Below are 22,654 nucleotides of genomic sequence, written 5' to 3'. Positions count from 1 at the left end.
CGGCTCGCTCAGCGGGAGAGCCCGAGCCGCGCCGCGTCCTCGGGCGTGTTCGCGTTCTCGAACGCGCGGCCCAGCGGATCCACCGCGCGCCACTCCGCCTCCTCCACGATGCGCGCGCCCACCCGCAGCGCCAGCCCCTGCAGCGAGGGATCCCCGGCGCGCAGCTCCGCCTCCAGCACCGGCAGGCACGCGCGCGACCAGAGCGCGTGCAGCGGCTGCAGCCGCCCGCCCCAGCGCACCACCACCGCCGGCGCGCCGGCCCGCAGCCCGGCCAGGAACGCGATGGGCGCCTCGGCGAGGAACGGCATGTCGCACGCGGCGGTGAACACCCAGCCGGTGGACGCGGCGGCGAGCGCGGCGTGCACGCCGGAGGGCGCGCCCTTGCCCGGGATGGCGTCGGGGATCACGCGCGCGCCCAGCGCCGCGTACGGCGCGGGATCGTTCGCGACGACGAGGGCGTCGTCGAACAGCGCACGGAACAGGCGGAGCGCGCGGCCGGCGACCGGCTCGCCGTCCACCCGGAGCAGCCCTTTGGGGAGCCCGCCCATGCGCGTGGCCTTCCCGCCCGCCACGAGCGCCCCGGTGCAGCCGGCGATCCGGATCGACGCCATGCGTCGAGTCTAGCGCGGAGCGCTGGAACCCATGGGGTGATCCGGGTTAAAACGGCCGGCTCATGACCCCGGAGCAGCGGCTCGAGACGTTCCGCAAGTTCGTCGAGAAGAGCCCCGACGACCCCTTCGCACGCTACTCCCTCGCCATGGCCCTGCGCTCCGCGGGCCTCGGCGAGGAGGCGGCGCAGGAGTTTCGCGAGCTCGCCCGCCGCGTTCCGGACTACGTGCCGACCTACCTCATGCTCGGGCAGGTGCTCGAGACCCTGGGGCGTGACGGCGAGGCGGCGCAGGCCTACCAGGACGGGGTCGCCGTGGCGACCCGCAAGCAGGACGGACACGCGGTGAGCGAGCTGACCCAGGCGCTCGAGGCGGTCCGCGCCAGAGGAGCTCAAGGATGAGCGAGCAGAACGAGACCGCGGTTGCCCACCTCCCGCTCGGCGGGATCATGAAGGGCAAGCGCGCGCTGATCACCGGCGTCGCGAACGAGCGGTCGATCGCGTGGGCCATCGCGGAGGCGTTCCGCGCCGAGGGCGCCGAGCTGGCGTTCACGTATCCCGGCGAGGCGATGGGGAAGCGCGTGCGCCCGCTGGCCGAGCAGGCCGGCGCGAAGGCCATCATCGACTGCGACGTCTCGAAGGACGAGGACATCGCGCGCACCGCCGCCGAGATCGGGAAGATCTGGCCGCAGGTGGACGTGCTGGTGCACTCGATCGGCTACGCGCCGCGCGAGGCGCTCGACGGCCGCTTCGCCGACGTCACCACCCGCGAGACCTGGCGCATCGCCCTCGACGTGTCCGCGTACTCGCTCATCGGCCTCGCCCGGGCGTTCAAGCCCATGATGAAGCCGGGCGCGTCCATCGTGTGCCTCACGTACTACGGCGCCGAGAAGGTGGTCCGGAACTACAACGTGATGGGCGTCGCGAAGGCCGCGCTGGAGTGCTCGACGCGCTACCTGGCGGAGGACCTCGGGCAGGACGGCATCCGCGTGAACGCCATCAGCGCCGGCCCGCTCAAGACGCTGGCCGCCGCCGGCATCAAGGGCATGCGCTCCATGCTCGGCGAGAACGCCGACAAGACGCCGCTGCGCCGGAACATCGAGCAGGACGACTGCGCCCGCGCCGCCCTCTACCTGTGCTCGGACCTCGCCCGCAACGTGACCGGCGAGATCCTCCACGTGGACGCCGGCCAGAACATCATGGGCGTGGTGAGCATGTCGTAGGCCCTCGACTCGGTCCGCTCGTCCCGACCCTTCGACTCCGCTCGCTCATCCCGAGCGTAGCGCGGCCGCGAGGCCGCGCGGAGTCGAGGGAGCGGCGTCGATGGACGCTAGATGAACCGGCCGCGCCGCGGCGACTCGCCCACGAACGGGTTGGCGCGGCGCTCCTCGCCGAGCGTGCCGGACGGCCCGTGGCCGGGGTGGAAGCGCACCGCGTCGCCGAGCGGGAACAGCCGCTCCTTGATCGAGCGCTCCAGCGCCTCGAAGTCGCCGCCGGGGAGGTCGGTCCGCCCGACCGAGCCGGCGAAGAGCGTGTCGCCGGTGAACAGGACCTGCTCGCCGGGGAACCACAGGCTGCACGAGCCGGCGCTGTGCCCCGGCGTGTGGATCACCTGCGCCTCGCAGTCGCCCACCCGGAACGCCTCGCCGTCCACGTGGTGGTGATCGACCTCCGGCGCCTCCACCGGGTCGAACCCGAACATCTCGGCCTGGCGGGGCAGCGCCTCGAGCCAGGCGTCGTCGGCCGCGTGGATCTGCAGCGGCGCGCCGGTCGCGGCGCGGGCCTCGGCGCCGCCGCCCACGTGGTCGATGTGACCGTGGGTGCAGAAGATCCGGGTGACGCGCCAGCCGGACGGCCCGGTGAGCGCGAGCGCCCGGTGCACCTCGGCGCCGGGATCGACCAGCACGGCCTCGCCGGTCCGCCCGCAGGCGGCGAGCCAGCAGTTCGCCGCGAACGGGCCGACCACCGCGTGGCGGACCACGAGCATCGGTTCCTCCAGACGCGAAGGGCCGAAGGGTCTCCCCTCCGGCCCGCGCGCACCGCCCGGCCACGCGGGCCGGCGAGGCGAATGCCTAGTACGAGAAGGACGAGCCGCAGCCGCAGGTGGTGCGGGCGTTCGGGTTGTTGAACTTGAACCCGGCGCCCTGCAGGCCGACGACGTAGTCCACGGTCACGCCCTGGAGGTACATCGAGCTCATCGGATCGACGTAGAGCTTGATGCCGTCCTGCTCGAGCGAGATGTCGCCGTCGCGCGGGTCCTTCTCGAAGTCCATCGAGTACTGGAACCCGGCGCAGCCGCCGCCCATGACGCCGACGCGGATGCCGTAGCCCGCGAGGCCCTCGCGCGCGATGGCGTCCTTCACCATCTCGATCGCCTTCGAGGTCAGGCTGACGAAGTTCGGGATCCCCAGGTCGGGGGAGGGTGCGGTCGGGGCGGCGACGGTGGTGGCTTCCATTTCTTCGAGTTCTCCATCGAGGGACGCGCCCTCGTTGACGTGGCGCAAGGAGTCTAACAGGGAGGGTGGAGCGCTTCAACGCGGGCTTGGGCCCGCACCGACAGGGGTTTTCCCGTCCTTCAGCCGGCGCGTCCGGACAGGTGGCGCCCCCCGTCCACCGGCAGCACGGCGCCGGTGACGAACGGTGCGTCCGCGAGGTAACGCACGGCCGCCGCCACGTCTTCCGGCGTGCCCGGCCGCGCGAGCGGGATCCGTGCCGTGAGCGCGCGGCGGGTCGCCGCGGGGTAGTGCTCCGGCCAGAGCACGGTGCCGGGCGCCACGCCGTTCACGCGCACCCGGGGCGCCAGCTCGAGCGCGAGGCACTCGGTCAGCCGGGCCAGCGCCGCCTTCGAGGCCGCGTAGGCGGCGTAGCCCTTCCACGGCACCAGCCCGCCGCCCACGTCGATGACGTTCACGACCGAGCCGCGCGCCCGCGCCAGCAGGGGCGCGAGCGCCCGGACCAGCAGGAGCGGCGCCCGCGCGTTCAGGTCCATCTGCGAGTCGAACGCCGCCGCGTCGGTGCCGGCGAGCGGGAGCGCGTCGAACGCGGAGGCGCTGTTCACCAGCAGGTCGAGGCGGCGGTGCCGGGCGCGGAACGCGGCCGCGAGCCGGGCCGGCCCGTCGGCGGCGGCGAGGTCCGCCTGCAGCGCGGAGGCGAAGCCGCGCGGGCGGTGCGTGCGGTAGTGCGCGGCGACGGTCCACCCGTCGCGCGCCAGCCCGCGGGCGATCGCCTCGCCGACGCGGACCCCGGCCCCGGTCACCAGCGCGATGCGGTCGGCCACGGCGTCACCTCTCCCGGTGCGGGTCCCAGGCCGTCTCCGGCTTGCGCGCGCGGTGGTTCGCGATCCGCGCCGCCACGAACAGGAAGTCGGAGAGCCGGTTCAGGTAGGCGAGCGCGACCGGCGAGACCTCCGCCTCGGCGGCGAGCGCCACCACCCGGCGCTCGGCGCGGCGGCACACGCAGCGCGCCAGGTGCAGCTGCGCGGCGGTGCCGGTCCCCCCGGGGAGCACGAACTGCCGCAGCGGGGGCAGCTCCGCCTCCCACGCGTCGATGGCCGCCTCGAGCCGCTCGGCCCAGCGCGGCTCGACCGCCGGGATGGCCGAGCGGGCCTTCTCGCCGTGCGGCGTGGCCAGCTCCGCGCCCACGCAGAACAGCTCGTCCTGGATGCGCGCGAGCTGCGCGTCGAGCTCCGGGTCCTCGACGCGCGCGCGCACCGTGCCGAGGCAGGCGTTCAGCTCGTCCACCTCGCCGTAGGCCTCGACCCGCGCGTCGCTCTTGCGCACCCGCGGCCCGCCGAACAGGCCGGTCTCTCCGGCGTCGCCGGTCTTCGTGTAGATCTTCACCCTGCGGTCCCTAGCAGAGGCCGTGGACGCGCCGCAACGCCCGCGGTAGGACCGGCGCATGACCGACGTCTTCGAGGGAGGGGCGCTCGCCGCGATCGGCCGCGAGGCCGCCGAGCGCGCCTGGGCCGAGGGCCTCACCGTGCGCAAGCCGGACGGCACGGTGGTGCCGATCCCGCTGCTGGCCGAGCCCGAGGTGCTCCCGCGCGCCGCGCTCGACGGGCTGGCGCGGGAGGCGGAGCGCATCCTCTCCGGCAGCGTGAAGCTGGCGCGCGCGCTGGTGGCCTCGGGCGACGCGCGCGACCGGGCCGCGCTGGAGGAGCCGTTCTCCGGCCTCGAGGCCGAGGCGATGGCGCGCCTGTTCGGCGAGGCGCCGCTCGCGGTGATGATGGCGCGGGTGGACTTCCTCGTGCCGGAGGGCGGCGGCGCGCCGCGGGCGCTCGAGCTGAACGCCACCATCCCGGCCATGTCCGCCTACGCCGACCTGGCCGCGTTCGCCTGGATCCGCGCCGCCGCGCGCGCCCGCGGCAGGTCGCCGCGCGAGGCCGAGGCGCTGGTGGCGGCCTGCGGCAGCCACATGGAGCGGCTGCGCGAGGCGCTGGTGGCGGCGTACCGGGCGCGCGGGGGCGAGCGGGCCCGCCCGTCGATCGCGCTGGTGGCCCGGCCGGGCGACGCGCAGATCGGCGAGCTGCGCCGGCTGGCGGCGCACTTCCGGCAGATGGGCCACCGCGCCGAGAACCTGGTGCCGGCCGAGTGCGAGCCGGAGGCGTGGGACGTGCTGTACCGGCACGTCTGGGCGCACAAGGTGGACCCGGCCGATCCGTTCGCGCGGGCGCTGCGCGCGCCCGGCAGGTACGTGCTCCTCAACCCGGTGAACGGGCTCCTCGAGGCGAAGGCGCTGTTCGCGCGGCTGTCGGAGTGCGCCGAGGACGCCGCGCTGGCGCAGCGCGCCGGGCTCGACGCGGAGGAGCGGGCCGCGGCGGGCCGGCTGCCCTGGACGCGCCGGCTCACGGCCGACGTGGCGGCGCGGCTCGTCGCGGAGCGCGAGCGGTTCGTGCTGAAGCGGAGCTGGGACTACGGCGGCAAGAGCGTGCACCTCGGCGCCGAGACGGCGCCGGACGCGTGGGCCCGCGCGGTGGAGGAGGCGCTCGCCGATCCGCGCGGCGGGGGCTGGGTCGCGCAGGAGCGCGTGTTCGCCGTGCGCCGGCCGGCCACCCGCATCGCGCCGGAGGGCGTCTCGCGGTCCGACCTGTACCGCGACGTGTCCACCTACTGCGGCCTGGGGCCGTCGCGTCCGTCGGGCTCGGTGGTCCGCGCCGCTGCGTCACCCATCGTGAACATCCTCGGCGGCGGCGGGCTCGCCCCGGTGATCCCCGAGGACGTGATGCAGGGGCTGCGGTAGGCGGAAGTCGCGGATGGAGGGGACGCGCGCGAGCACCTCCACCGGCCGGCCGGAGTGGTCGGTGTCGAGGTGCACGCAGAGCGCGTCCGGCCAGGCCCGCGCGTAGGCGTTCACGTGGGCGGGCTCGTTGTCGAACGCCGCCACCACCGGCCCGAGGCGCTCGACGCGGCCGCGCGCGAGCGCCTTCCAGGCCTCGTCCCCGAGCGCCTCGTCCGGCTTCAGGAACAGGTGCACGCGGGCGCCGTCCGGCAGCGGGAAGCCCGCCGCCCGGAACACCTCCAGCGTCCCCGCCTCCATGGCCAGCGGCCGCCCGGTGACGTACGCCACGATCGCGCCGGCGCCGGCGGTCGCCCGCACCAGCCCGGGCGCCCCGGGCAGCGGCACGTCGAGGCGGCAGTAGGCGCTCGTGAAGAACCGCCCGGCCCAGAACGCGCGCGCCGGCCGCAGGTGCCGCGCCACCTCGTCCGGCGGGAGCCCGGCGGCGGCGAGCGCGGCCGCGAGGTCCCAGCTCGTCCAGTGCTCCGGGCGCGCCCCGAGGAGCGCGGGCACGCCCGCCGCGCGCCCGTAGTCGCGCAGGATGCGCGCCTGCCGCGGGCGGTTGTCGAGCAGCGTCGAGTCGAGGTCGAACACCACCACGCCGCCCGGCGCGGCCGCCCGCGCGCGGGCCAGGACCGCGGCCAGGATCGCCGCCTGCTCCTCGATGCGTGCCCGCCCCGGCATGGGGCGAACCTATGCCCTTGGGCGGGGCTCGAGGAACGCTCCCGATGTGGGCGGCGAACCGCGGCGCCGCGCCGCCCTCGCGCGGCCGGTGCGTGGCGGAGGTGCGCGGAAGCAGGTATGTTTCCGGGCTCGGATGGCCCAGCGCGCCAAGATCCTGGTGGTGGACGACTCCCGCACCCAGCTCGACTGGCTGGTGCGGGTGCTCGAGCGCGAGGAGTACGACGTCCGGACCGCCGCGGACGGCAAGGACGCGATCCGAAAGGTGCGCGGCGAGCCGCCCGACCTGGTGCTGCTCGACATGATCCTGCCGGACATGGACGGGCTCGAGGTGCTGCGCATCGTGAAGGCGCGGCCCGAGGACCAGTTCATCCCGGTGATCATCCTGTCGGTGAAGTCCGACCTCGACTCGAAGGTCGCGGGCCTGCGCATCGGCGCCGACGACTTCCTGGCGAAGCCGTTCGCCGAGGCGGAGATCCTGGCGCGCTGCGCGGCGATGCTGCGCATCAAGACGCTCCAGGACCAGCTCCGCGAGACGCAGCGGCGGCTGCGCGAGCAGACGCTCACCGACGACCTCACCGGCCTCAAGAACCGGCGCGCCTTCGACGAGCGGTTGCAGGAGGAGTTCCGGCGCGCCCACCGCTACTCGGATCCGGTGTCGCTCATCATGATCGACCTGGACCACTTCAAGCTCGTGAACGACCGCTACGGCCACCCGTTCGGCGATCTCGTGCTGCGGGGCGCGTCCGAGCAGCTCCGCGCCTCCACCCGGGACCCCGACATCTGCGCGCGCTACGGCGGCGAGGAGTTCGCGGTCATCCTCCCCAAGACGCACCTCTCGGGCGCGCTCGCGGTCGCGGAGCGGATCTGGAAGGAGCTGTCCGCGAGGAGCTACCCCGTTCCGGCTGGGTCCGCGGAACCCGACACCGCCATCCAGGTGACCGCGTCGATGGGCATCGCGTTCTATCCGTCGAAGGACATCGGATCGCCGGAGGCGCTGGTCCGTTACGCCGACGAGGCGCTCTACCAGGCCAAGAAGGCGGGACGCAACACGATTTGTCTCTACCAGGCGCAGGCGTACCGGTACGAGGCGAGCGACCGTTAGAGGGCGGGTGGTGTTTGTACCGTGTGTCCGGTACGCCGAAACCCGGAGGGTGTGATATCACCCGGGGGCGATGAACGACCCGGGGAGTGAACCGCCCAACTGCCTGGAAATAGGGCCCTCCGCACGCGAACCGGCTGGACCCCTCTGTGCACCTTCGAGGGCGCAGCCGATGGCACCCCCGGAATCCCAGGCCGCCCTGGACGCCCGCCCCGACTCCACCGTGCTGGTGGTGGACGACGACGAGCACGTGCGCCGCGCGCTCGGCCGCGTGCTGCGCCGCTCGCGCTGCCGCGTGATCGACGCCGGGGACGCGAGCGGGGCGCTGGCGCTGCTCGAGCGCGAGCCGGTCCAGGTGGTGGTCTCCGACCACCGCATGCCGGGCACCTCCGGCGTCGAGCTGCTGCGGATCGTGAAGGAGCGCTGGCCCACCGTGCAGCGCGTCCTCCTCACCGGCCACGCCGACTCGGCGGTCATCGAGGAGGCGGTGAACCGGTCGGAGATCTTCCGGTTCATCTGGAAGCCCTGGGACGACGCGCACCTGCGCATCACCGTCCAGAGCGCCGTGGACCAGCACTGGATGCTGGAGGAGAACCGGCGCCTCGAGCAGCTCCTCGCGGAGCGCAACGCCCAGCTCGAGAAGCTGAACCGCGACCTCGACGGCCAGCTCGCGGCCCGCTCCGCGGCGCTGGTGCGGGCGGCCGAGGAGTGGCGCGCCAGCTTCGACGCCATCGGCGACCCGCTCGCGATCTTCCGCGGGGGCGGCTGCGAGGTGGCGCGCGCCAACGCCGCCTTCGCGCGCGCGGCCGGCGTGGCGATCACGCAGGTCGCCGGCCTGCGCTGCCGCGAGCACGCGTTCGGCGTGCTCCCGTGCCCGGCCTGCTGCGACCTGCCGCGCGGCGGCACCGCCGAGCGCGAGCTGGCGTTCGGCGATCGCACCTGGATGATCCGCTCGTTCCCGTTCGGCGACGGCGGCCTGGTGGTCACGTTCAAGGACGTCACCGACGAGCGCGAGGTGAGCCGGCGCCTGTTCCACGCCGAGAAGATGTCCGCGGTGGGCCAGCTCGCCGGCGGCGTGGCGCACGAGATCAACAACCCGCTCGGCGGGATCCTGGCGTTCGCGCAGCTCATGAGCCGCGAGGAGCGCTCGCCCGAGGACATGGAGAGCCTGCGGCTCATCCAGGACGCCGCGAACCGCGCCAAGCGCATCGTGGAGTCGCTGCTGCGCTTCTCGCGCCGCCCGCGCGAGGAGGAGCGCGGGCCGGTGGACCTGCGCCAGGTGGTGGACGACGCGCTGTTCCTGCTCTCGCCGCAGCTCCGCGCCGGCCGCTTCGAGGTGGTGCGCCGGTTCGAGCCGGCGATCGCCGTGGGCAACGGCAACCAGCTCCAGCAGGTGGTCGTCAACCTGCTGGTGAACGCGCTGCAGGCCATGGGCGACCGCGGTACGGTCACCGTCGCGGTGGGCCCCGCCGCGACGGGGCGGCTGCGCCTGTCGGTGGCCGACACCGGGCCGGGCGTGCCCGAGGACGCGGCGCAGCGGATCTTCGAGCCGTTCTTCACCACCAAGCCCGAGGGCCAGGGCACCGGCCTGGGCCTGTCCATCTGCTACCAGATCGTCGAGGAGCACGGCGGGACCATCCGCCTCGAGCAGCCCGGCCCGCACCCCGGGGCCTGCTTCGTGCTCGAGCTCCCGGCGGCGCAACCGAGGCACGAGCGAGGAGAAGCGGTCCCATGAACGAGGCAACCGAGGCGCGGCCGGCCCGCGTGCTGGTGGTGGACGACGAGCCGACGCTGCTGCGCGCCATGGAGGCGCTGCTGCGGCGGAAGGGGCACGAGGTCGTCGGCCTCGACTCCTCCATCGCGGCCACGCAGCGGCTCGCGCAGGAGGACTTCGACGTCGCGCTGTTCGACATCAAGATGCCCCAGCTCTCCGGCCTCGAGCTGCTGAACGCGGTGAAGCACCGCCGGCCGGAGGTGGAGGTCATCATGATGACCGGCCACGCCACGGTGGAGACCGCGCTCGCCGCGGTCCGCGCCGGCGCCTACGACTACCTCACCAAGCCGTTCGAGGACGTGGAGGTGGTGGCGCGCGCGGTGGCGAAGGCCGCCGAGCGGAAGCGGCTGTTCGACCGCAACCGCCAGCTCGAGAGCGCGCTGCGCGAGCGCGAGGGGTCGCCGTCCGAGGGGCTGGTGGGCACCTCCGCGCCCATGCGCGAGGTGACGCGGATGGTGGAGGCGGTGGCGTACAGCGCCACCACCGTGCTCATCACCGGCGAGAGCGGCACCGGCAAGGAGCTGGTGGCGCGCGCGCTCCACACCCGCAGCCCGCGCCGCAGCCACCCGTTCGTCGCGCTCAACTGCGGCGCGCTCACCGAGACGCTGCTCGAGTCCGAGCTGTTCGGGCACGTGAAGGGCGCGTTCACCGGCGCGCAGCGCGATCAGCGCGGCCTGTTCGACGCGGCCGACGGCGGCACCATCTTCCTGGACGAGATCGGCGACATCCCGCTCTCGACCCAGGTGCGCCTGCTGCGCGTGCTGCAGGAGGGCGAGATCAAGCGCGTCGGCTCGGCCGACCCGGTGCGGGTGGACGTGCGGGTGCTCGCCGCCACCCACCGCGACCTGCCCAAGCTGGTGAAGGCCGGCCGCTTCCGCGAGGACCTGTTCTACCGGCTCAACGTGATCAACATCCCGCTGCCGCCGCTGCGCGAGCGCGTCGAGGACATCCCGCTGCTCGCGCACCACTTCGTGCGCCGCTACGCCGATCGGCTGGGCAAGAAGGTCCGGACGGTCGCGCCGGACGCGCTCGAGCTCATGTGCGGCTACCGCTGGCCGGGCAACGTGCGCGAGCTGGAGAACGCGATCGAGCGCGCGGTGGTGCTGTGCCGCGGCGACTCGGTGGTGCCCGGCGACCTGCCGCCGGCCGTGACCGGGCGCACCGCGCCGCTGGTGCGCGAGGCGCCGGCCTCCGGCGACGAGGCCGCGTGGCTGGCGCTCTCCTACGCCGCCGCCAAGGAGCAGGCGCTGCGCCGGTTCGAGAAGGGCTACGTCGAGGCGCTCATGCGTGCGTGCGACGGCAACATCTCCGCGGCCGCGCGCAAGGCCGGCATGGACCGCTCCAACTTCAAGCGCGTGCTGCGCAAGTACCGCACCGACGTCGAGCCCGACGCCGAGGACGACGCCTCCACGCGCGCGCTCGGCTAGCGCGGCCCGCCGCCCGTCCGGCCCGGGGCCGCCGCCGCGGCCTCGCCGGCCGGGCCCCTCACCAGCCCGCGTCCGGCAGGGCGGGGTTCGCGTGCGCGCGCTCGGTGGTGAAGCGCAGCCGCAGCGCGTCCTGCTCCGCCACCTCGACCGCGCGCGGGAACCAGTCGCCGCCGGCGGGGGAGCCCCAGCCCAGCAGCCGCACGTCCTGGAGGGCCCCGCCCTCGGCGGCGACCAGGCGGAGCGGCTGGAACGCCTCCTTGTCCACGAACGCGACCGGCCGGCCCTCGCGCGAGCGCCCGCCGATCACGTACGCGAGGCGCCCGTCGAAGCGGCCGAGGCCGATCTCCGAGACCGCGACGCCGCGCCGGGAGAGCGCGGCCGCGTACGCGCCCGAGGCGTCGCCGGCCGTCGAGGTGGCGAGCAGCGCGCAGGCGGCCCGGACCAGCGCCGCCGCGGCGGGGACCTGGTCGAGCCCGCCGCGCCCGCCCAGCCGCCCGTCGCGCGCGAGCGACACCGCCGGGCGCTGCGCCTCGGGGACGCCCGCGGGCGTGAGCTCGAGCCGGCAGCGGCCCGGGACCTTCATGAGGAAGCGGGCCGGCGCGGACACCTCGCCGGTGGCCGAGCGCTGCAGCCCGGCGGACGCGGCGAGCCGCTCCGCGGCCGGTCCCTCCACCTGGAGGGTGCCCGTGACCTCGAGCGAGGAGAGGGACAGCGACGCGCGCTTCTCGCCCATGCGCCGCAGCACGGCGGAGGTGTGGAGGACGTAGGCGAGCGAGGGCGTCGCCGCCGCGAGGGCGGCGGCCGCGGCCAGGCGGCGGAGGTTCACTTGACGAGCTCCTTCATGAGCGCGCGGAGCGGCCCCGCCAGCTCGGGGCGCTTCATCGCGTACAGGATGTTGGCCTTCAGGTAGCCGAAGCGGTCGCCCGCGTCGTAGCGCTCGCCCTCGAACCGATACCCGAGCAGCCCCTCCTCGCGCGCCAGCACCGCCAGCGCGTCGGTGAGCTGGATCTCGCCGCCCACGCCCGGCTTCACGCGCTCCAGGATCTCGAAGATGCGCGGGGGCAGGACGTAGCGGCCGATCACGGCCAGGTTGGAGGGCGGATCCGCCTTCGGCTTCTCCACCAGGCGCTCGATGCGCACGGTGCGCGAGTCCATCGCCTGGCCCGCGGCGATGCCGTACATCGGCGTGTCCTCGCGCGGCACCTCCATGAGCGCCACCGTGCCGAGCCCGTGCCGCTCCCAGCAGTCGGCGAGCTGCTTCGCGCCGGGCACCGGCGCGTCGATGATGTCGTCGCCGAGCATCACCACGAAGGGCTCGTCGCCGATGGCGTCGCGCGCGCACAGCACCGCGTGCCCGAGCCCGAGCGGCTCCTGCTGGCGGATGGTGAGCACGTTCGCCATGTGGGCGATCTCGCGCATCTGCTTGCGCAGCTCGTGCTTGCCCGCCTTCTCCAGGCGGTCCTCCAGCTCGCCGGCGATGTCGAAGTGATCGACGATCGAGTCCTTGCCGCGCGCGCAGATGAGGATGATGTCCCGGACGCCGGCCGCGACCGCCTCGGCCACGATGTACTGGATGGTGGGCGTGTCTACGATCGGGAGCAGCTCCTTCGGGACCGCCTTGGTGGCGGGAAGGAACCGGGTGCCGAGGCCCGCGGCGGGGATCACGGCCTTGCGGATCTTCTTGGGCGCCATGGTGCCGCCAATCTAGCCCGGCCCCGGGCCAGGCACCACCGGTGAGCGGCGCCCCCCTATCTCGGCCGCTCCACGCGCTCCGCCTCGGTCTTGCACGCGATGCACAGGTCCGTGACCGGCCGCGCGCGCAGCCGCGCCGCGCTGATGGGCGCGCCGCAGGAGGTGCAGGTGCCGAACGTGCCCGCGTCGAGGCGGGCCAGGGCCGCCTGCACCTTCCCGAGCAGCCGGCGGTCGCGGTCGCGCAGGCGCAGCGCCCAGTTGCGACGCTCCTCCGCCGTGGCGCGGTCGTTCGGGTCCGGGATGGCGATCTCGCCGCCGCCCTCCGAGTCGGCCATCTCGTGCACGGCGCGCTCGCCCTGGCCCACCAGCGTGTCGAGCTGCGCCGCCAGGATGCGGCGGAAGCGTTCGGTCTCGCGTGCCTTCATGGCGACCTCCGCGTGCAGATCGACGCTAGCGCTCGCGTCCGCGCGCCACAAGCGTCCTTGCCGGGGGCGCGACACGTCCCGTATCCTCGGCACGTGCACGCACGCCTCCTGTGTCATGCGGCCGCGCTCCTCGTCGCGGGCGCCGCCGCCGCTTCCGAACCGCCTCCCGCCGGCGGCCTCCCAGACGTGGCGGGCCCCCGGGCGCTCGGCCTCTCCGCCTCGATCGGCGTGGCCGCCAACAACGAGGGACTGTACGTGAACCCCGCCGCCGTCGGCGCGCGGCGCCGCTACGCGTTCGAGGCGGGGGGCATGCTGGACCGTCGCGGCTCCGAGTCCCCCGGGCAGTTCCTGAACGCGTCGGTGGTGGACGGGATGTCGTCGTCGGTGACGGCCGGCTTCGGCTTCACGCGGGCCGCCAGGGGCGACGCCGTCGGCAACCAGTTCACGCTCGCGCTCGTCACGCCGCTCGTGGAGCGGATGTGGATCGGCGCGGCCGGCAAGTGGCTCGACCTGCGCGGCCCCCTCGCCCTCGGCCGCGAGGAGATCCGCGCCGCGACGGTGGACGCCGGCCTGTTCTGGCAGGTGTCCGACCTGTTCTCGCTGGGCGCGGCTGGCTACAACCTGGTGGCCATCCACCAGGACCAGATCGCGCCCATGGGCTTCGGCGCCGGCATGGCGCTCGGCAACGACCAGGGCGCGCAGCTCACCGCCGACTGGCGCACCGACCTCGACCGGCTCGGCAAGACCACCAACCGCTACTCCGCCGGCGCCGAGGTGCTCGCCGGCCGCATGCTGGCGCTCCGCGCCGGGTTCATGAAGGACGAGACGCTCGACACGAACTGGTGGTCCGCCGGCGTCGGCATCGCCGCGCAGAGCGGCGCCGCGCTGGACGTCGGCTACCGCCAGAGCACGACCGACGCGAGCGCCCGCCAGATCGCGCTGTCGCTGAAGATCTACATGTTCAACTGATCGCCGCGTCGCTGCGGCGCGTACGCATCGATCAGCGCGTCCCCGAAGACCCGCCGCGCCTCCGCGAGGTTGTGGCCCTTGCAGTGGATCCGGAGGTTGTCCGCCGTGGAGGGCCCGCCGAGCGCCCGCGCCGCGATGTGGTCGATCTCGAGCCGGTGGGTGGAGCCGCATCGCTCCCCGGACGCGAGGACGAAGGTGCACCGCCCGCCGTCCCGCTTCCAGACCTCGCGGCGCACGTGGGCAGGGATGTGGTCCGGCTTCGACGGGCGAACGTTCTTCTGCGGGCGAGCGGTAAGCCCCTTGCGCCGGTCGCGCTCGGCGATGAGCAGGTCGAGCGCCGCTTCGAGGACCTTCTCGCGCGACGCGCCCGGCAGGGCGTGGGACAGGGCGTCCCGGGCCGCGTCGAGCTTCTTCAAGAAGGCCTTCGAGACGGTGAGGTGCATCCGAGCCTGCTCGCCGTCGAGCCAGTCGACGGAGCTGGGCTTCGGGGCGGGGCCCGCCGCTCGCAGTTCGACAGGCTCACTGCGAGCGGAGGAGGGCGGCGGCGTTTCATGCGCATGAAACGCGAGGTGCGGAGCCGCGGAAGGCGACGCGGCAACGGCGGACCCGGCCACCGAAGCCGCAGCAGGCGCAGCGACCCGAACGGGCGCCCAGCGAGCGCACCAGGCCCCGGCGCCCCAGCGATCCCGCTCGCGACCACCGCGCCCCGCGCGACCCCCGTCAAGTTGCCAGAGCGTTCCCGGTGGGCCGCAAACGTTCAGTCACTAACAGTGACCGCCTCTGCACGCGTCCCCGCGCCCAACGCCCCGCCCGCGCGCCTCTCGCAAGCCGATCCCGCGGCCCCGCCCACGGCCAAGCGGCACCGCCCCCGACCCCCGCTGCCCTGTCGAACCCCCCCTCACTCCCGCTTCAGCACCGGCAACACCACCGGCGCGCCCGTGACGCCGTTCTCCCCGCGCCACACCGGCACCTCCCACACCTCGCGCACCCGCTCGGCCGTGATCACCTCGTCCGGCGCTCCCTCGGCGACCACGCGGCCGCGCGAGAGCACCACCAGGCGGTCGCACGCGGCGGCGGCGAGGTTGAGATCGTGGAGCACCGCCACCACGCACAGCCCGCCGCGCGCGGCCACGCGGGCCATCCGCATGGCGGCCACCTGGTGGCCGAGGTCGAGGAACGCGGTGGGCTCGTCGAGCAGCAGCACCCGGGGCTCCTGCGCGAGGGCGCGGGCGAAGAACACCCGGCGCCGCTCGCCGCCGGAGAGCGCGTCGAGGCGGCGGCCGGCCAGGTGCACGAGGTCGCACGCCTCGAGCGCCCCCTGCACGGCGCCGTGGTCGAAGCGGGAGGGCACCGCCAGCAGCCCCTGCCGCGGCGCCCGGCCCATCATCACGGCGTCACGGACGGTGAATGGCCAGGTCAGCCGCGGCTCCTGCGGGACGAGCGCGCACACCTGCGCCACCGCGCGCCGCGGGGCGGCGGCCGGGTCGAGCCCGGTCAGGCGCACCGTGCCTTCCGCGGGCGCGGCCAGGCCGGCGATGAGCCGGACGAGCGTGGACTTCCCGGCGCCGTTCGGCCCGAGCAGCCCGACGAACTCGCCCTCGCGCGCGGAGAACGACACGTCCTCGAGCGCCGCACGCGCGCCGTAGCGGAACGTGACCCCGCGCACCTCGACCATGGGCGCCGCCGCGCCGCCGGCCGGCCCGCTCATCGCGCGCCCTCCGCCTCGGGCCGCCCGGTCCGCCGCAGCAGCCACAGGAAGAACGGGCCGCCCAGGAACGCGGTCACCGCGCCCACCGGCGGCTCGGTGCCGAGCGGCAGGAACGCGAGGCGCGCCAGGGCGTCGGCGAGCACCAGGAACGCGGCGCCGAACAGCGCCGAGGCCGGCACGAGCAGGCGGTGGTCGGGGCCGACCACGCGCCGGACCAGGTGCGGGACGATGAGCCCCACGAACCCCACCATCCCGGCGAGCGCCACCGCCGCGCCGGTGGCGGCGCTCGCCGCGAAGAACACCGCGGCCCGGTCGCGCCGGACGTCGAGCCCGAGCGAGGCCGCCTCCTCGTCGCCGAGCGTGAGCAGGTTGAGCCGCGCCGAGAGCGCCACCAGCGCGCCCACGGACAGCAGCACCAGCACGGCGCCGAGCGCCAGCGTCCCCGGCGCCTCGTAGCCGACCGCGCCGAGCAGCCAGTACATGAGCCGGCCGGCCTGCTCCGGCGGGACGAGCATCTTGAGCAGGGTGATGACGCCGGCGGCGAACGCGTTGAACACGATGCCCACCAGCAGCGCCGCCTCGGGCACCAGGCGGCCGCCGATCCGGCCCAGCCCGAACACGATGGCGGTCGCCGCGACGGCCCCGGCCACCGCGCCGGCCGCGACCGGCGGCGCCCCACCGAGCGCCTCGCCCGCGCGCCCCGCCAGCCGGGTCACGCCCGCGGCGGCGACCAGGACGAGCGAGCCGCCCAGCGCGGCGCCGCCGGAGACGCCGAGCACGAACGGCTCCGCGAGCGGGTTGCGCAGGAGCGCCTGGAGCGCGGTCCCCGCGGCGGCGAGCGCGCAGCCCACCAGCGCGGCGAGCACGGCGCGCGGCAGGCGCAGGCCGAACAGGATGGCCGCGTCGGGATCGGCGCCGGCCCAGGCGGCGCGGAACGAGATGGGCTGCGGGCCGAGCGCGCAGGAGATCGCCACGGCGAGCGCGATGGCGAGCGCGCCGGCGGCGAGCGCCAGCGCCAGCCGGGTGCGGCGCGAGAGGCTCACCGCGCCTCCGGGTGCAGCCCGCGGAACAGCGTCTCCAGCCCGCGGATCATCCGCGGCCCGGGGCGGAGCAGGGCGTCGTCGGGGAGCCGCACCACCGCGCCGCGCCGCACCGCCGGGATCGCGGAGAGCCGGACGATGCCCTCGGCCGGCTCCTGCGGCGCGCCGTCCACCACCACCTCCGGATCGAGCGCCACCGCGCGCTCGAGCGGGAACACCGGCCAGGGCCGGGAGCCGCCCACCACGTTCACCGCGCCCGCGATGCGCAGCAGCTCGTCCGGGAAGCTCCCCGGTCCGGCCACCACCAGCGGCTCGCGGCCCACCAGGAACAGCGCGCGCCGGCGCGGCAGCGCCGCGGCCCGCGTCCGCACCCGCTCCACCTCCGCCGCGAGCTCCGCGGAGAGCCGCGCCCCCGCCGCCGGCGCGCCCAGCGCCTCGCCCACGATGCGCGGCGTGGCGAGCACGTCGGCCACGCTCACCACCGGGATCGCGAGCACCGGGAACGGGCGCGACGAGGCCTGCGAGAGCTCGGCCACCCGGCGCACCGCGGCCAGCGCGCCGCCGTCGGAGATCCAGAGCACGAGGTCGGGGCGGAGCCCCAGGATCACCTCCGGGTTCGGATCGATGAAGCCGCCCACGCGCGGCACGTGCCGCACCTCCGGCGCGTCGTCGAGCTGGGTCACGCCGACCAGCCGGTCGCCCAGGCCGAGCGCCAGCACCACGTCGGTGAGGCTGGGCGCGAGCACCACCACGCGCCGGGGCGGCGTGGCGGGCCGGGGCCCGGCCCACACCGTCCCGCCCTCGGCGGCGCCGCGGCCGCTCGGGCGGAGCAGGTCCGCGACCCCGCCGGCGCGGGCGGCCGACGCCGCCAGCGCGAGCGCCAGCGCGGCGCACCCGGCGGCTACGGCGCGCACGCGACGTCCGCGGCCCAGGCCCACCCCGCCTGGCTGGCCGGGCAGATCTCGCCGGCGGCGAGGCGCTCGCCGGTGGAAGGATCGAAGCGCCACACCGAGCCGGACCACTGATCGGTGACGTAGGCAGTCCCGCCGCACAGCGCGATGTTACCCGGGGCCGAGAAGTCCGGCGCGGCCACCGGGGCGTGCAGCGTCGCGCCGGCGTCGCCGAGCTCCACCGGCAGCACCGCGGCGCTCCCGCCGCACGCCACCCACAGCATCCGCCCGTCGGCGCTCGCGGCCAGGCCGCCCGCGTTCAGGCAGCCGTCGCCCAGGTCGATGGAGGTGAGCGCGTCGTCCGCCGCCGGGTCGATGACCGCCAGCTTCCCGCTGCCCGCCGGGTCGGTGTAGTAGCCCCACTCGCCCAGGCGCAGGTTGGCCAGCGTGACGTACACGCGGCCGCCCGCCACCACGGCGTGGGACGGGAAGGGGAGGCCGGGGGCGTCGGCGAGCGCGCGCAGGTCGATGCGCCGGACGATCCCGCCGGTCGCGAGGTCGATCACCGCCACCTCCTGGCCGCCCGACGCCGCGTCGAGGCCGTACAGCGCCGCGTAGGCGCGGCCGCTCGCGAACGCCACCCAGCGCGGGTTCACGCCGGTCGTTCCGAGGACGACCTCGTCCACCACGCGCCGCGCGGCGGCGTCGTACACCACCAGCGACCCGGCGGCCGCGTTCGCGACCCACAGGCGGTCGCCGCTGACGGAGAGCGCCTCGAGGTCGCCGCCGCCCAGCACCGTCTCGACGCCGGCCGCGCCGAGGTCGAGCGGGAAGGACACGAGCGAGTGCGAGAGCGAGGCCGCGGCCCAGAGCCGGCCGGCCGCCACGCCCAGCGCGATGGGGCCGTCGCCGGCCGCGCGGGGCAGGCCGCCGCGCAGCGCGGCGTTCGCCGGGCGCACGTCGTCGGTCGCGAAGCAGGCCACGTACACGTCCGGCCGGCACGCGCCCTCGCGGCAGCTCTCGCCGCGGTCGCAGCGCACCCCGCACGCGCCGCAGTTCCAGCGGTCCGACGACGGGTCCGCGCACGCGCCGCCGCAGGACAGCAGCCCGGCCGGGCAGGCGCTGGCGCAGGTGCCGCCGGCGCAGACCTGGCCCGTGCCGCAGGCGTGGCCGCAGGCGCCGCAGCTCCCGGGATCCGACGCGAGGTCCACGCAGCCGCCGCCGCACTCGACCGTGCCGGGCCCGCACTCGCACGCGCCCGCGTTGCACTCCTGGTACGCGCCGCAGGCCGCGCCGCACGCGCCGCAGTTCGAGGAGTCGATCTCGACCGAGGTGCAGGCGCCGCCGCAGACCTGCTCGCCGGCGGCGCAGACGATCTCGGGGTCGCTGCTGCAGGCCGCGAGCGCGAGCGCCGCCGCGGCGAGGGCCGCCCGGAGGGCGGGGAGGGGGATCCGGATCATGGGGTGGGGTCTCCTGGGGTCGAGCCGGCGCGCAGGGTGACCATCACCATGCGGCCGGGAAGCGGGTTTCCGATGGGGTCCGTCAGCGTGCGGTCGTCGAGCAGGTTGCGCGCCTCCAGCCCGAGCCGCAGCCCGGCGCGGCGGGCGAGGCGCACCGAGGCGCCCGCGTTCCAGAGCAGCGCCTCGGCGACGCGGTCCGCGTTGCGCGCGTCCCGCCACTGCGCGCCCACGTAGTGGGCCTCGAGGTGGGCCTCGGCCGGCCCGGGGGCGATCGCGGCGCGCGCGAACAGGCGGTGGCGCGGGCGGAACGGCAGGTCCCGGCCCACCTCGGCCGCCTCGCCGCGCAGCGTCTCGGTGCGCAGGTACGTGTACGCGGCGCCCAGCGCCAGGCCGAGCAGGCGCGGCGCGGGCGCGGTGGCGGCCTCGACCTCCAGGCCGGCGACCCGGGCGCGGCCGGTGTTGAACGGCTTCATCCGGCCGAGCGCGCTGGCCTGGTAGACGATCAGGTCCTCGTAGCGCGTGAGGTGGCCGCCCACGCTCGCCATGCCGCGCGCGCCCTCCGCGACCAGCGCCGCGTCGGCGGAGAGGCCGGTCTCGGGGCGGAGCGACGGGTTGGGCAGCGCGCCGCCCTGCTGCAGGTAGAGCTCCGCGAAGCCGGGGGCGCGGAAGGTGCGGCCGGCGCTGGCGCGCGCCGCGAGCGGCCCGAGCAGGCGCACGCTCCCGCCGAGCTTCGCGGAGAGCCCGTCGAACGGGCCCACCCGCTCGGCGCGCACCGCCGGCGAGAGCCGCACCCGGCCGGCGGCGAGGCGGGCGTCCTCGGAGAGCGTGGCGGACAGCTGCGCGCGCGTCCGCGGGTCGCCCAGGCCGTCGGCGCGGAGCGCCTCCCCGTCGGCGCCCAGTGCGGCCCGGAGCGCGCCGTGCCGGTGGAGCAGCACCGCCTCGGCCTCCGCGCCGGCGGCGCCGCCGCGCTGGTGCACCGGGTCGCCGCCGGACAGGCTCCCGATGCGCGTGTCGAGCAGGTCGGCGCGCCCGGTGAGGCGCGCGCCGAGGGTGAGCCCGGGCGCGGGGCCGGGGCCGGACAGCCGGACCGACAGGAGCGCCCGGGCGTCGCGCTGCCAGTCGTCGGGGGTGTCGTTGCCGGGCCACCCGGCCAGCTCCCGGCGGCCGCCGGAGAGCTGCAGCAGCGCGTCCAGCCGGCGCTCGCCGAGGCGGGCGGTGAGCTTCGCGATCCCGCCGCCGCGCGCGCTGCCGTTGTTCTCGCGCGTGAACGTCTGGTACGGGCTGCCGGGCAGCGAGCTCTGCGGGCGCTTCCGGTAGGTGAAGTCGCCGTCGCTCCGCTCCGCGCCCGCCGCGCCGAACAAGGTCCAGCGCTCCCCGCCGGCCGCCGCCTCGGCCGAGGCCGCGGCGGTGCCGAACGAGCCGCCGCTCGCCTCGGCCGACCAGCGCCCCGGCTCGCCGCCGCGCGTGACCACGTTCACGACCCCGCCCAGCGCGCCCGCGCCGTAGTGCGCCCCCTCGGCGCCGCGCAGCACCTCGATGCGCTCGATCCACTGGCGCGGCAGCGTGGACAGGTCCACGCCGCCCCCGAACGCCGTGTTGAGCGGCAGGCCGTCGAGCAGCACGAGCACGCCGCTCGCGCTCGAGCCGCGGATGGACACGGTGGAGAGCTGGCCGAGGCCGCCGTACGCGCTCACCGCCACGCCGGGCGCGGTGGCGACCAGCTCGGCGACCGCCTTGGCCTCGCCGGCGTAGCGGCCGGCCTCGACCACGGTGACCGCGCCGGTGGGGTCGCGCGTCGCCTCGGCGCCGGGCACGCGGATCACGAGCTCGTCGAGCTCGACCGGCGCGGCGCCGGGGTCGGGCGCACCGGCGTCGCCCGGGGCGGGCGGCGCGTCGTCGGCACGCGCGGCGGCGAAGGGGCCGGCGCCGGCGCAGACGACCACGGCGGAGAAGACGAGGGCGAGCGCGCGCGCGCGCCGCCCGAGGGGAGGCCTCGAGTCCAAGTCGCCGGGTCTCCTTCGGACCCGCGGACTTCACGTGCCGCGAACCATTCGCGGCGGACCCGGAGGGAGGTCTCCTGGCTTCCGGGGCCGCGGAGCAGCGTCGCTCCGCCAGGCACCCTCCACCTTCCCGCCGCGGCATCCGCGGCAGTGGCGACGACTTCGAGGGTGCTTCACCCCGGCTACAGTGGCGGGACCGCGCCGGACTTGGACCGGCTTCCCTGTTCCTCCGAGCCGAAAAGCTTCCCCGGAGTAGCGGAGGCGCAGGGACCCGTCAAGCGCCGCGGGCGGGCCGCGCCGATTCCGGAGCGCGCGCGGGCGGATGGCGGACCGGCCGGCCGGGCGTGGGGCGCGGCCGGCCGGTCCCGGACGCGCTCACCGCCCGGCGGAGGCGGTCCGCTGCGCGGCCGGCGCCGCGGGCGCGGCGGCGCCGCCCACGGTGACGTTGGCGCGCACCTTCGCGAGCCAGGCGGGGCCGAGGCCCTTCACCGCGAGCACGTCCTCCACCCGGCGGAACGGCTGCCGGGCGCGGTGCGCGACGATCGCCTGCGCGCGCTGCTGCCCGACGCCGGGGAGCCGCATGAGCTCCACCACCGGCGCGCGGTTCAGGTCCACCTTCTCGCCCTGCGCGAGCGCCTTCTTCGCCGCGAGCGCCGGGGCGGCGGCGAGCAGCGCGGCCGCGACCGCGAGCGCCCTCCACCGCGGGCTCACTGGCGCACCTCCACCGTCTCGAAGCCGTCGCGCCGCGCGGGGGCGTTCCCGCCGCGCTCGGCCGGCGGCTTGGGCTCGCGCACCTGCAGCGTGGCGGTGCCGATGGGCAGCGCGTCGAGCTGCAGGGTGATGCTGCCGTCGCGGTTGACGTAGGCCGCGCCGATGCGCGGCCAGTAGCGCTTCTCGCCGTCCTTGCTCTCGGGGATCGCGTAGACCGCGAGCCGCCGGCTTCCGTTCGTGTCGCTCATGTGCCTCTCCGTGGGTTCGGACCGCCGCGCGAGGTGCGCGGCGGCGAGCCCGGGGAGAGCAGCCGGCGTGCCCGCCCCAACCCCGCGGGAACACGGAGGGCAGGCCTTGAACGCGCGTTCAGCCGGCGGACCGCCGGCCGCGCCGCGGACCAGGGCGATGCGCTGCCGCTGGGAGGGGCCCCAGCCGCGGGCTGGGGAGGGGTGCAACCCCTCGCCGCGGGGACCGCTCGCGTGCCCGCGCACGCGGGCGCGAGCGGCCACGGGACCCGCGAAGCAGGGGTGGGCCCCCGCGAGCTCCGCTCGCGGGGCGGGGACGCAGTCCCCGTCGGATCAGTTCACTATCCCGCCCTGCGGGAACGCCGGCGCGTCGCCCAGCTCGACCGGCCCGAACCGGGCCTCGTAGCGCGCCAGGTTCTCCTGGATGGCGAGCAGGAGCCGCTTCATGTGCTTGGGCGTGGTGATCGCCCGCGCGCGCACGGTCGCCTTGGGCGCCTGCGGCTGGACGTAGATGAGGTCGAGCGTGAACTCGGTGTCGGTGTGGTTCACCATGGCCATGTTGACGAAGGCGCCCTGCGCGGTGATCGGGTCGATCTCGATCTGCACCGGGATCCCGTGCGGCGGCGGGGAGGCGGGCTTGTCGGACATG

At 76.0% G+C, this 22,654-nt stretch carries 24 protein-coding genes, 1 pseudogene and 1 riboswitch; of the genes and pseudogenes, 7 read left to right on the top strand and 18 right to left on the bottom strand.

Translation table 11 applies throughout. The features are described from left to right. Positions 1 to 8: 8 nt before the first annotated feature. Positions 9 to 611: a molybdenum cofactor guanylyltransferase gene (mobA, locus tag ADEH_RS18015; protein ID WP_011422530.1), complete on the bottom strand. Its 603-nt coding sequence runs from the start codon at positions 609 to 611 to the stop codon at positions 9 to 11. Between the two features lie 62 nt (positions 612 to 673). Here mobA and ADEH_RS18010 point away from each other — a divergent pair, with 62 nt between their 5' ends. Together ADEH_RS18010 and ADEH_RS18005 are read left to right on the top strand one after the other, a co-directional pair. Continuing rightward, positions 674 to 1,009, top strand: coding sequence for a tetratricopeptide repeat protein (locus ADEH_RS18010; protein ID WP_011422529.1), 336 nt, complete (start codon positions 674 to 676; stop codon positions 1,007 to 1,009). Next, a complete protein-coding gene (locus ADEH_RS18005) occupies positions 1,006 to 1,830 on the top strand; it encodes an enoyl-ACP reductase FabI (protein WP_011422528.1) in 825 nt (274 codons plus the stop codon). The genes ADEH_RS18010 and ADEH_RS18005 overlap by 4 nt, the downstream gene beginning before the upstream one ends. Positions 1,831 to 1,937: 107 nt before the next feature. Here ADEH_RS18005 and ADEH_RS18000 read toward each other — a convergent pair whose 3' ends face one another. From ADEH_RS18000 to ADEH_RS17985, 4 genes are all read right to left on the bottom strand, one after another. Continuing rightward, positions 1,938 to 2,594 (bottom strand): MBL fold metallo-hydrolase, encoded by a 657-nt coding sequence (locus tag ADEH_RS18000; RefSeq protein ID WP_011422527.1) that lies wholly within the window; start codon positions 2,592 to 2,594, stop codon positions 1,938 to 1,940. Positions 2,595 to 2,679: 85 nt separating this feature from the next. Beyond that, entirely contained in the window at positions 2,680 to 3,063 is a 384-nt protein-coding gene (gene erpA / locus ADEH_RS17995) for an iron-sulfur cluster insertion protein ErpA (protein WP_011422526.1), read from the bottom strand. Between the two features lie 119 nt (positions 3,064 to 3,182). Further along, complete coding sequence (locus ADEH_RS17990) at positions 3,183 to 3,884, bottom strand: SDR family oxidoreductase (protein WP_011422525.1); 702 nt, start codon at positions 3,882 to 3,884, stop codon at positions 3,183 to 3,185. A gap of 4 nt (positions 3,885 to 3,888) precedes the next feature. Continuing rightward, on the bottom strand, positions 3,889 to 4,446 hold the full coding sequence (locus tag ADEH_RS17985; protein ID WP_011422524.1) for a cob(I)yrinic acid a,c-diamide adenosyltransferase: 558 nt from the start codon (positions 4,444 to 4,446) through the stop codon (positions 3,889 to 3,891). Positions 4,447 to 4,504: 58 nt separating this feature from the next. On the opposite strand from ADEH_RS17985, the gene ADEH_RS17980 reads away from it, so the two are divergent. After that, the gene (locus ADEH_RS17980) at positions 4,505 to 5,845 is read left to right on the top strand and encodes a hypothetical protein (RefSeq protein ID WP_011422523.1); all 1,341 of its coding nucleotides are present in this window, start codon (positions 4,505 to 4,507) and stop codon (positions 5,843 to 5,845) included. Here the strand turns inward: ADEH_RS17980 and ADEH_RS17975 are convergent. After that, entirely contained in the window at positions 5,768 to 6,565 is a 798-nt protein-coding gene (locus ADEH_RS17975) for a hypothetical protein (protein ID WP_011422522.1), read from the bottom strand. The genes ADEH_RS17980 and ADEH_RS17975 overlap by 78 nt on opposite strands. Positions 6,566 to 6,698: 133 nt before the next feature. Between ADEH_RS17975 and ADEH_RS17970 the strand changes: the two genes are divergently transcribed. From ADEH_RS17970 to ADEH_RS17960, 3 genes are all read left to right on the top strand, one after another. Continuing rightward, positions 6,699 to 7,667: a diguanylate cyclase gene (locus ADEH_RS17970; RefSeq protein WP_041453672.1), complete on the top strand. Its 969-nt coding sequence runs from the start codon at positions 6,699 to 6,701 to the stop codon at positions 7,665 to 7,667. A 169-nt stretch (positions 7,668 to 7,836) separates the two neighbouring features. Further along, entirely contained in the window at positions 7,837 to 9,399 is a 1,563-nt protein-coding gene (locus ADEH_RS17965; RefSeq protein WP_011422520.1) for an ATP-binding protein, read from the top strand. Further along, on the top strand, positions 9,396 to 10,865 hold the full coding sequence (locus ADEH_RS17960) for a sigma-54-dependent transcriptional regulator (protein WP_011422519.1): 1,470 nt from the start codon (positions 9,396 to 9,398) through the stop codon (positions 10,863 to 10,865). Before ADEH_RS17965 ends, ADEH_RS17960 begins: the two co-directional genes overlap by 4 nt. A 58-nt stretch (positions 10,866 to 10,923) precedes the next feature. Here ADEH_RS17960 and ADEH_RS17955 read toward each other — a convergent pair whose 3' ends face one another. The 3 genes from ADEH_RS17955 to dksA are packed head-to-tail and all read right to left on the bottom strand — an operon-like array spanning position 10,924 to position 12,982. Beyond that, the gene (locus ADEH_RS17955; RefSeq protein WP_011422518.1) at positions 10,924 to 11,691 is read right to left on the bottom strand and encodes a hypothetical protein; all 768 of its coding nucleotides are present in this window, start codon (positions 11,689 to 11,691) and stop codon (positions 10,924 to 10,926) included. Continuing rightward, entirely contained in the window at positions 11,688 to 12,557 is an 870-nt protein-coding gene (galU, locus tag ADEH_RS17950) for a UTP--glucose-1-phosphate uridylyltransferase GalU (RefSeq protein ID WP_011422517.1), read from the bottom strand. The genes ADEH_RS17955 and galU overlap by 4 nt, the downstream gene beginning before the upstream one ends. Before the next feature lie 56 nt (positions 12,558 to 12,613). After that, entirely contained in the window at positions 12,614 to 12,982 is a 369-nt protein-coding gene (gene dksA, locus ADEH_RS17945) for an RNA polymerase-binding protein DksA (protein ID WP_041453954.1), read from the bottom strand. Positions 12,983 to 13,075: 93 nt separating this feature from the next. On the opposite strand from dksA, the gene ADEH_RS17940 reads away from it, so the two are divergent. Then, positions 13,076 to 13,951: a hypothetical protein gene (locus ADEH_RS17940; RefSeq protein WP_041453671.1), complete on the top strand. Its 876-nt coding sequence runs from the start codon at positions 13,076 to 13,078 to the stop codon at positions 13,949 to 13,951. Here the strand turns inward: ADEH_RS17940 and ADEH_RS17935 are convergent. From ADEH_RS17935 to ADEH_RS17895, 9 genes and pseudogenes are all read right to left on the bottom strand, one after another. Then, positions 13,936 to 14,598: pseudogene (locus ADEH_RS17935) on the bottom strand (HNH endonuclease); the annotation flags it as partial. The gene ADEH_RS17940 and the pseudogene ADEH_RS17935 overlap by 16 nt on opposite strands. A gap of 251 nt (positions 14,599 to 14,849) precedes the next feature. Beyond that, positions 14,850 to 15,659: an ABC transporter ATP-binding protein gene (locus ADEH_RS17930; RefSeq protein WP_011422515.1), complete on the bottom strand. Its 810-nt coding sequence runs from the start codon at positions 15,657 to 15,659 to the stop codon at positions 14,850 to 14,852. Then, complete coding sequence (locus ADEH_RS17925) at positions 15,656 to 16,702, bottom strand: FecCD family ABC transporter permease (protein WP_011422514.1); 1,047 nt, start codon at positions 16,700 to 16,702, stop codon at positions 15,656 to 15,658. The genes ADEH_RS17930 and ADEH_RS17925 overlap by 4 nt, the downstream gene beginning before the upstream one ends. Further along, complete coding sequence (locus ADEH_RS17920; protein ID WP_011422513.1) at positions 16,699 to 17,613, bottom strand: ABC transporter substrate-binding protein; 915 nt, start codon at positions 17,611 to 17,613, stop codon at positions 16,699 to 16,701. Before ADEH_RS17920 ends, ADEH_RS17925 begins: the two co-directional genes overlap by 4 nt. Further along, a complete protein-coding gene (locus ADEH_RS17915; RefSeq protein ID WP_011422512.1) occupies positions 17,601 to 19,049 on the bottom strand; it encodes an MXAN_6577-like cysteine-rich protein in 1,449 nt (482 codons plus the stop codon). The genes ADEH_RS17920 and ADEH_RS17915 overlap by 13 nt, the downstream gene beginning before the upstream one ends. After that, positions 19,046 to 21,052: a TonB-dependent receptor gene (locus tag ADEH_RS17910; RefSeq protein ID WP_011422511.1), complete on the bottom strand. Its 2,007-nt coding sequence runs from the start codon at positions 21,050 to 21,052 to the stop codon at positions 19,046 to 19,048. Before ADEH_RS17910 ends, ADEH_RS17915 begins: the two co-directional genes overlap by 4 nt. Positions 21,053 to 21,119: 67 nt before the next feature. Then, positions 21,120 to 21,275, bottom strand: a riboswitch (cobalamin riboswitch). Positions 21,276 to 21,424: 149 nt separating this feature from the next. Continuing rightward, a complete protein-coding gene (locus ADEH_RS17905; protein ID WP_011422510.1) occupies positions 21,425 to 21,760 on the bottom strand; it encodes a ComEA family DNA-binding protein in 336 nt (111 codons plus the stop codon). Continuing rightward, entirely contained in the window at positions 21,757 to 22,008 is a 252-nt protein-coding gene (locus ADEH_RS17900) for a hypothetical protein (RefSeq protein WP_011422509.1), read from the bottom strand. Before ADEH_RS17900 ends, ADEH_RS17905 begins: the two co-directional genes overlap by 4 nt. Before the next feature lie 330 nt (positions 22,009 to 22,338). Beyond that, positions 22,339 to 22,653, bottom strand: coding sequence for a DUF3467 domain-containing protein (locus ADEH_RS17895; protein WP_011422508.1), 315 nt, complete (start codon positions 22,651 to 22,653; stop codon positions 22,339 to 22,341). Between the last annotated feature and the right edge of the window lies 1 nt (position 22,654).

Source organism: Anaeromyxobacter dehalogenans 2CP-C (assembly GCF_000013385.1).
Taxonomy (GTDB): Bacteria; Myxococcota; Myxococcia; order Myxococcales; family Anaeromyxobacteraceae; genus Anaeromyxobacter; species Anaeromyxobacter dehalogenans_B.
Note: the sequence above shows the minus strand (reverse complement) of the source record. Positions and strands in the feature narration are given on the sequence as shown.

Excerpts from the sequence above, each read along its gene's own strand:
- ADEH_RS17975 (WP_011422522.1), bottom strand. The coding sequence starts at position 6,565 with ATGCCGGGGCGGGCACGCATCGAGGAGCAGGCGGCGATCCTGGCCGCG.
- ADEH_RS17900 (WP_011422509.1), bottom strand. The coding sequence starts at position 22,008 with ATGAGCGACACGAACGGAAGCCGGCGGCTCGCGGTCTACGCGATCCCC.
- ADEH_RS17960 (WP_011422519.1), top strand. The coding sequence starts at position 9,396 with ATGAACGAGGCAACCGAGGCGCGGCCGGCCCGCGTGCTGGTGGTGGAC.
- dksA (WP_041453954.1), bottom strand. The coding sequence starts at position 12,982 with ATGAAGGCACGCGAGACCGAACGCTTCCGCCGCATCCTGGCGGCGCAG.
- ADEH_RS17970 (WP_041453672.1), top strand. The coding sequence starts at position 6,699 with ATGGCCCAGCGCGCCAAGATCCTGGTGGTGGACGACTCCCGCACCCAG.
- erpA (WP_011422526.1), bottom strand. The coding sequence starts at position 3,063 with ATGGAAGCCACCACCGTCGCCGCCCCGACCGCACCCTCCCCCGACCTG.
- ADEH_RS17980 (WP_011422523.1), top strand. The coding sequence starts at position 4,505 with ATGACCGACGTCTTCGAGGGAGGGGCGCTCGCCGCGATCGGCCGCGAG.
- ADEH_RS17915 (WP_011422512.1), bottom strand. The coding sequence starts at position 19,049 with ATGATCCGGATCCCCCTCCCCGCCCTCCGGGCGGCCCTCGCCGCGGCG.
- galU (WP_011422517.1), bottom strand. The coding sequence starts at position 12,557 with ATGGCGCCCAAGAAGATCCGCAAGGCCGTGATCCCCGCCGCGGGCCTC.
- ADEH_RS18010 (WP_011422529.1), top strand. The coding sequence starts at position 674 with ATGACCCCGGAGCAGCGGCTCGAGACGTTCCGCAAGTTCGTCGAGAAG.
- ADEH_RS17895 (WP_011422508.1), bottom strand. The coding sequence starts at position 22,653 with ATGTCCGACAAGCCCGCCTCCCCGCCGCCGCACGGGATCCCGGTGCAG.
- ADEH_RS17965 (WP_011422520.1), top strand. The coding sequence starts at position 7,837 with ATGGCACCCCCGGAATCCCAGGCCGCCCTGGACGCCCGCCCCGACTCC.
- mobA (WP_011422530.1), bottom strand. The coding sequence starts at position 611 with ATGGCGTCGATCCGGATCGCCGGCTGCACCGGGGCGCTCGTGGCGGGC.
- ADEH_RS18000 (WP_011422527.1), bottom strand. The coding sequence starts at position 2,594 with ATGCTCGTGGTCCGCCACGCGGTGGTCGGCCCGTTCGCGGCGAACTGC.
- ADEH_RS17930 (WP_011422515.1), bottom strand. The coding sequence starts at position 15,659 with ATGAGCGGGCCGGCCGGCGGCGCGGCGGCGCCCATGGTCGAGGTGCGC.
- ADEH_RS18005 (WP_011422528.1), top strand. The coding sequence starts at position 1,006 with ATGAGCGAGCAGAACGAGACCGCGGTTGCCCACCTCCCGCTCGGCGGG.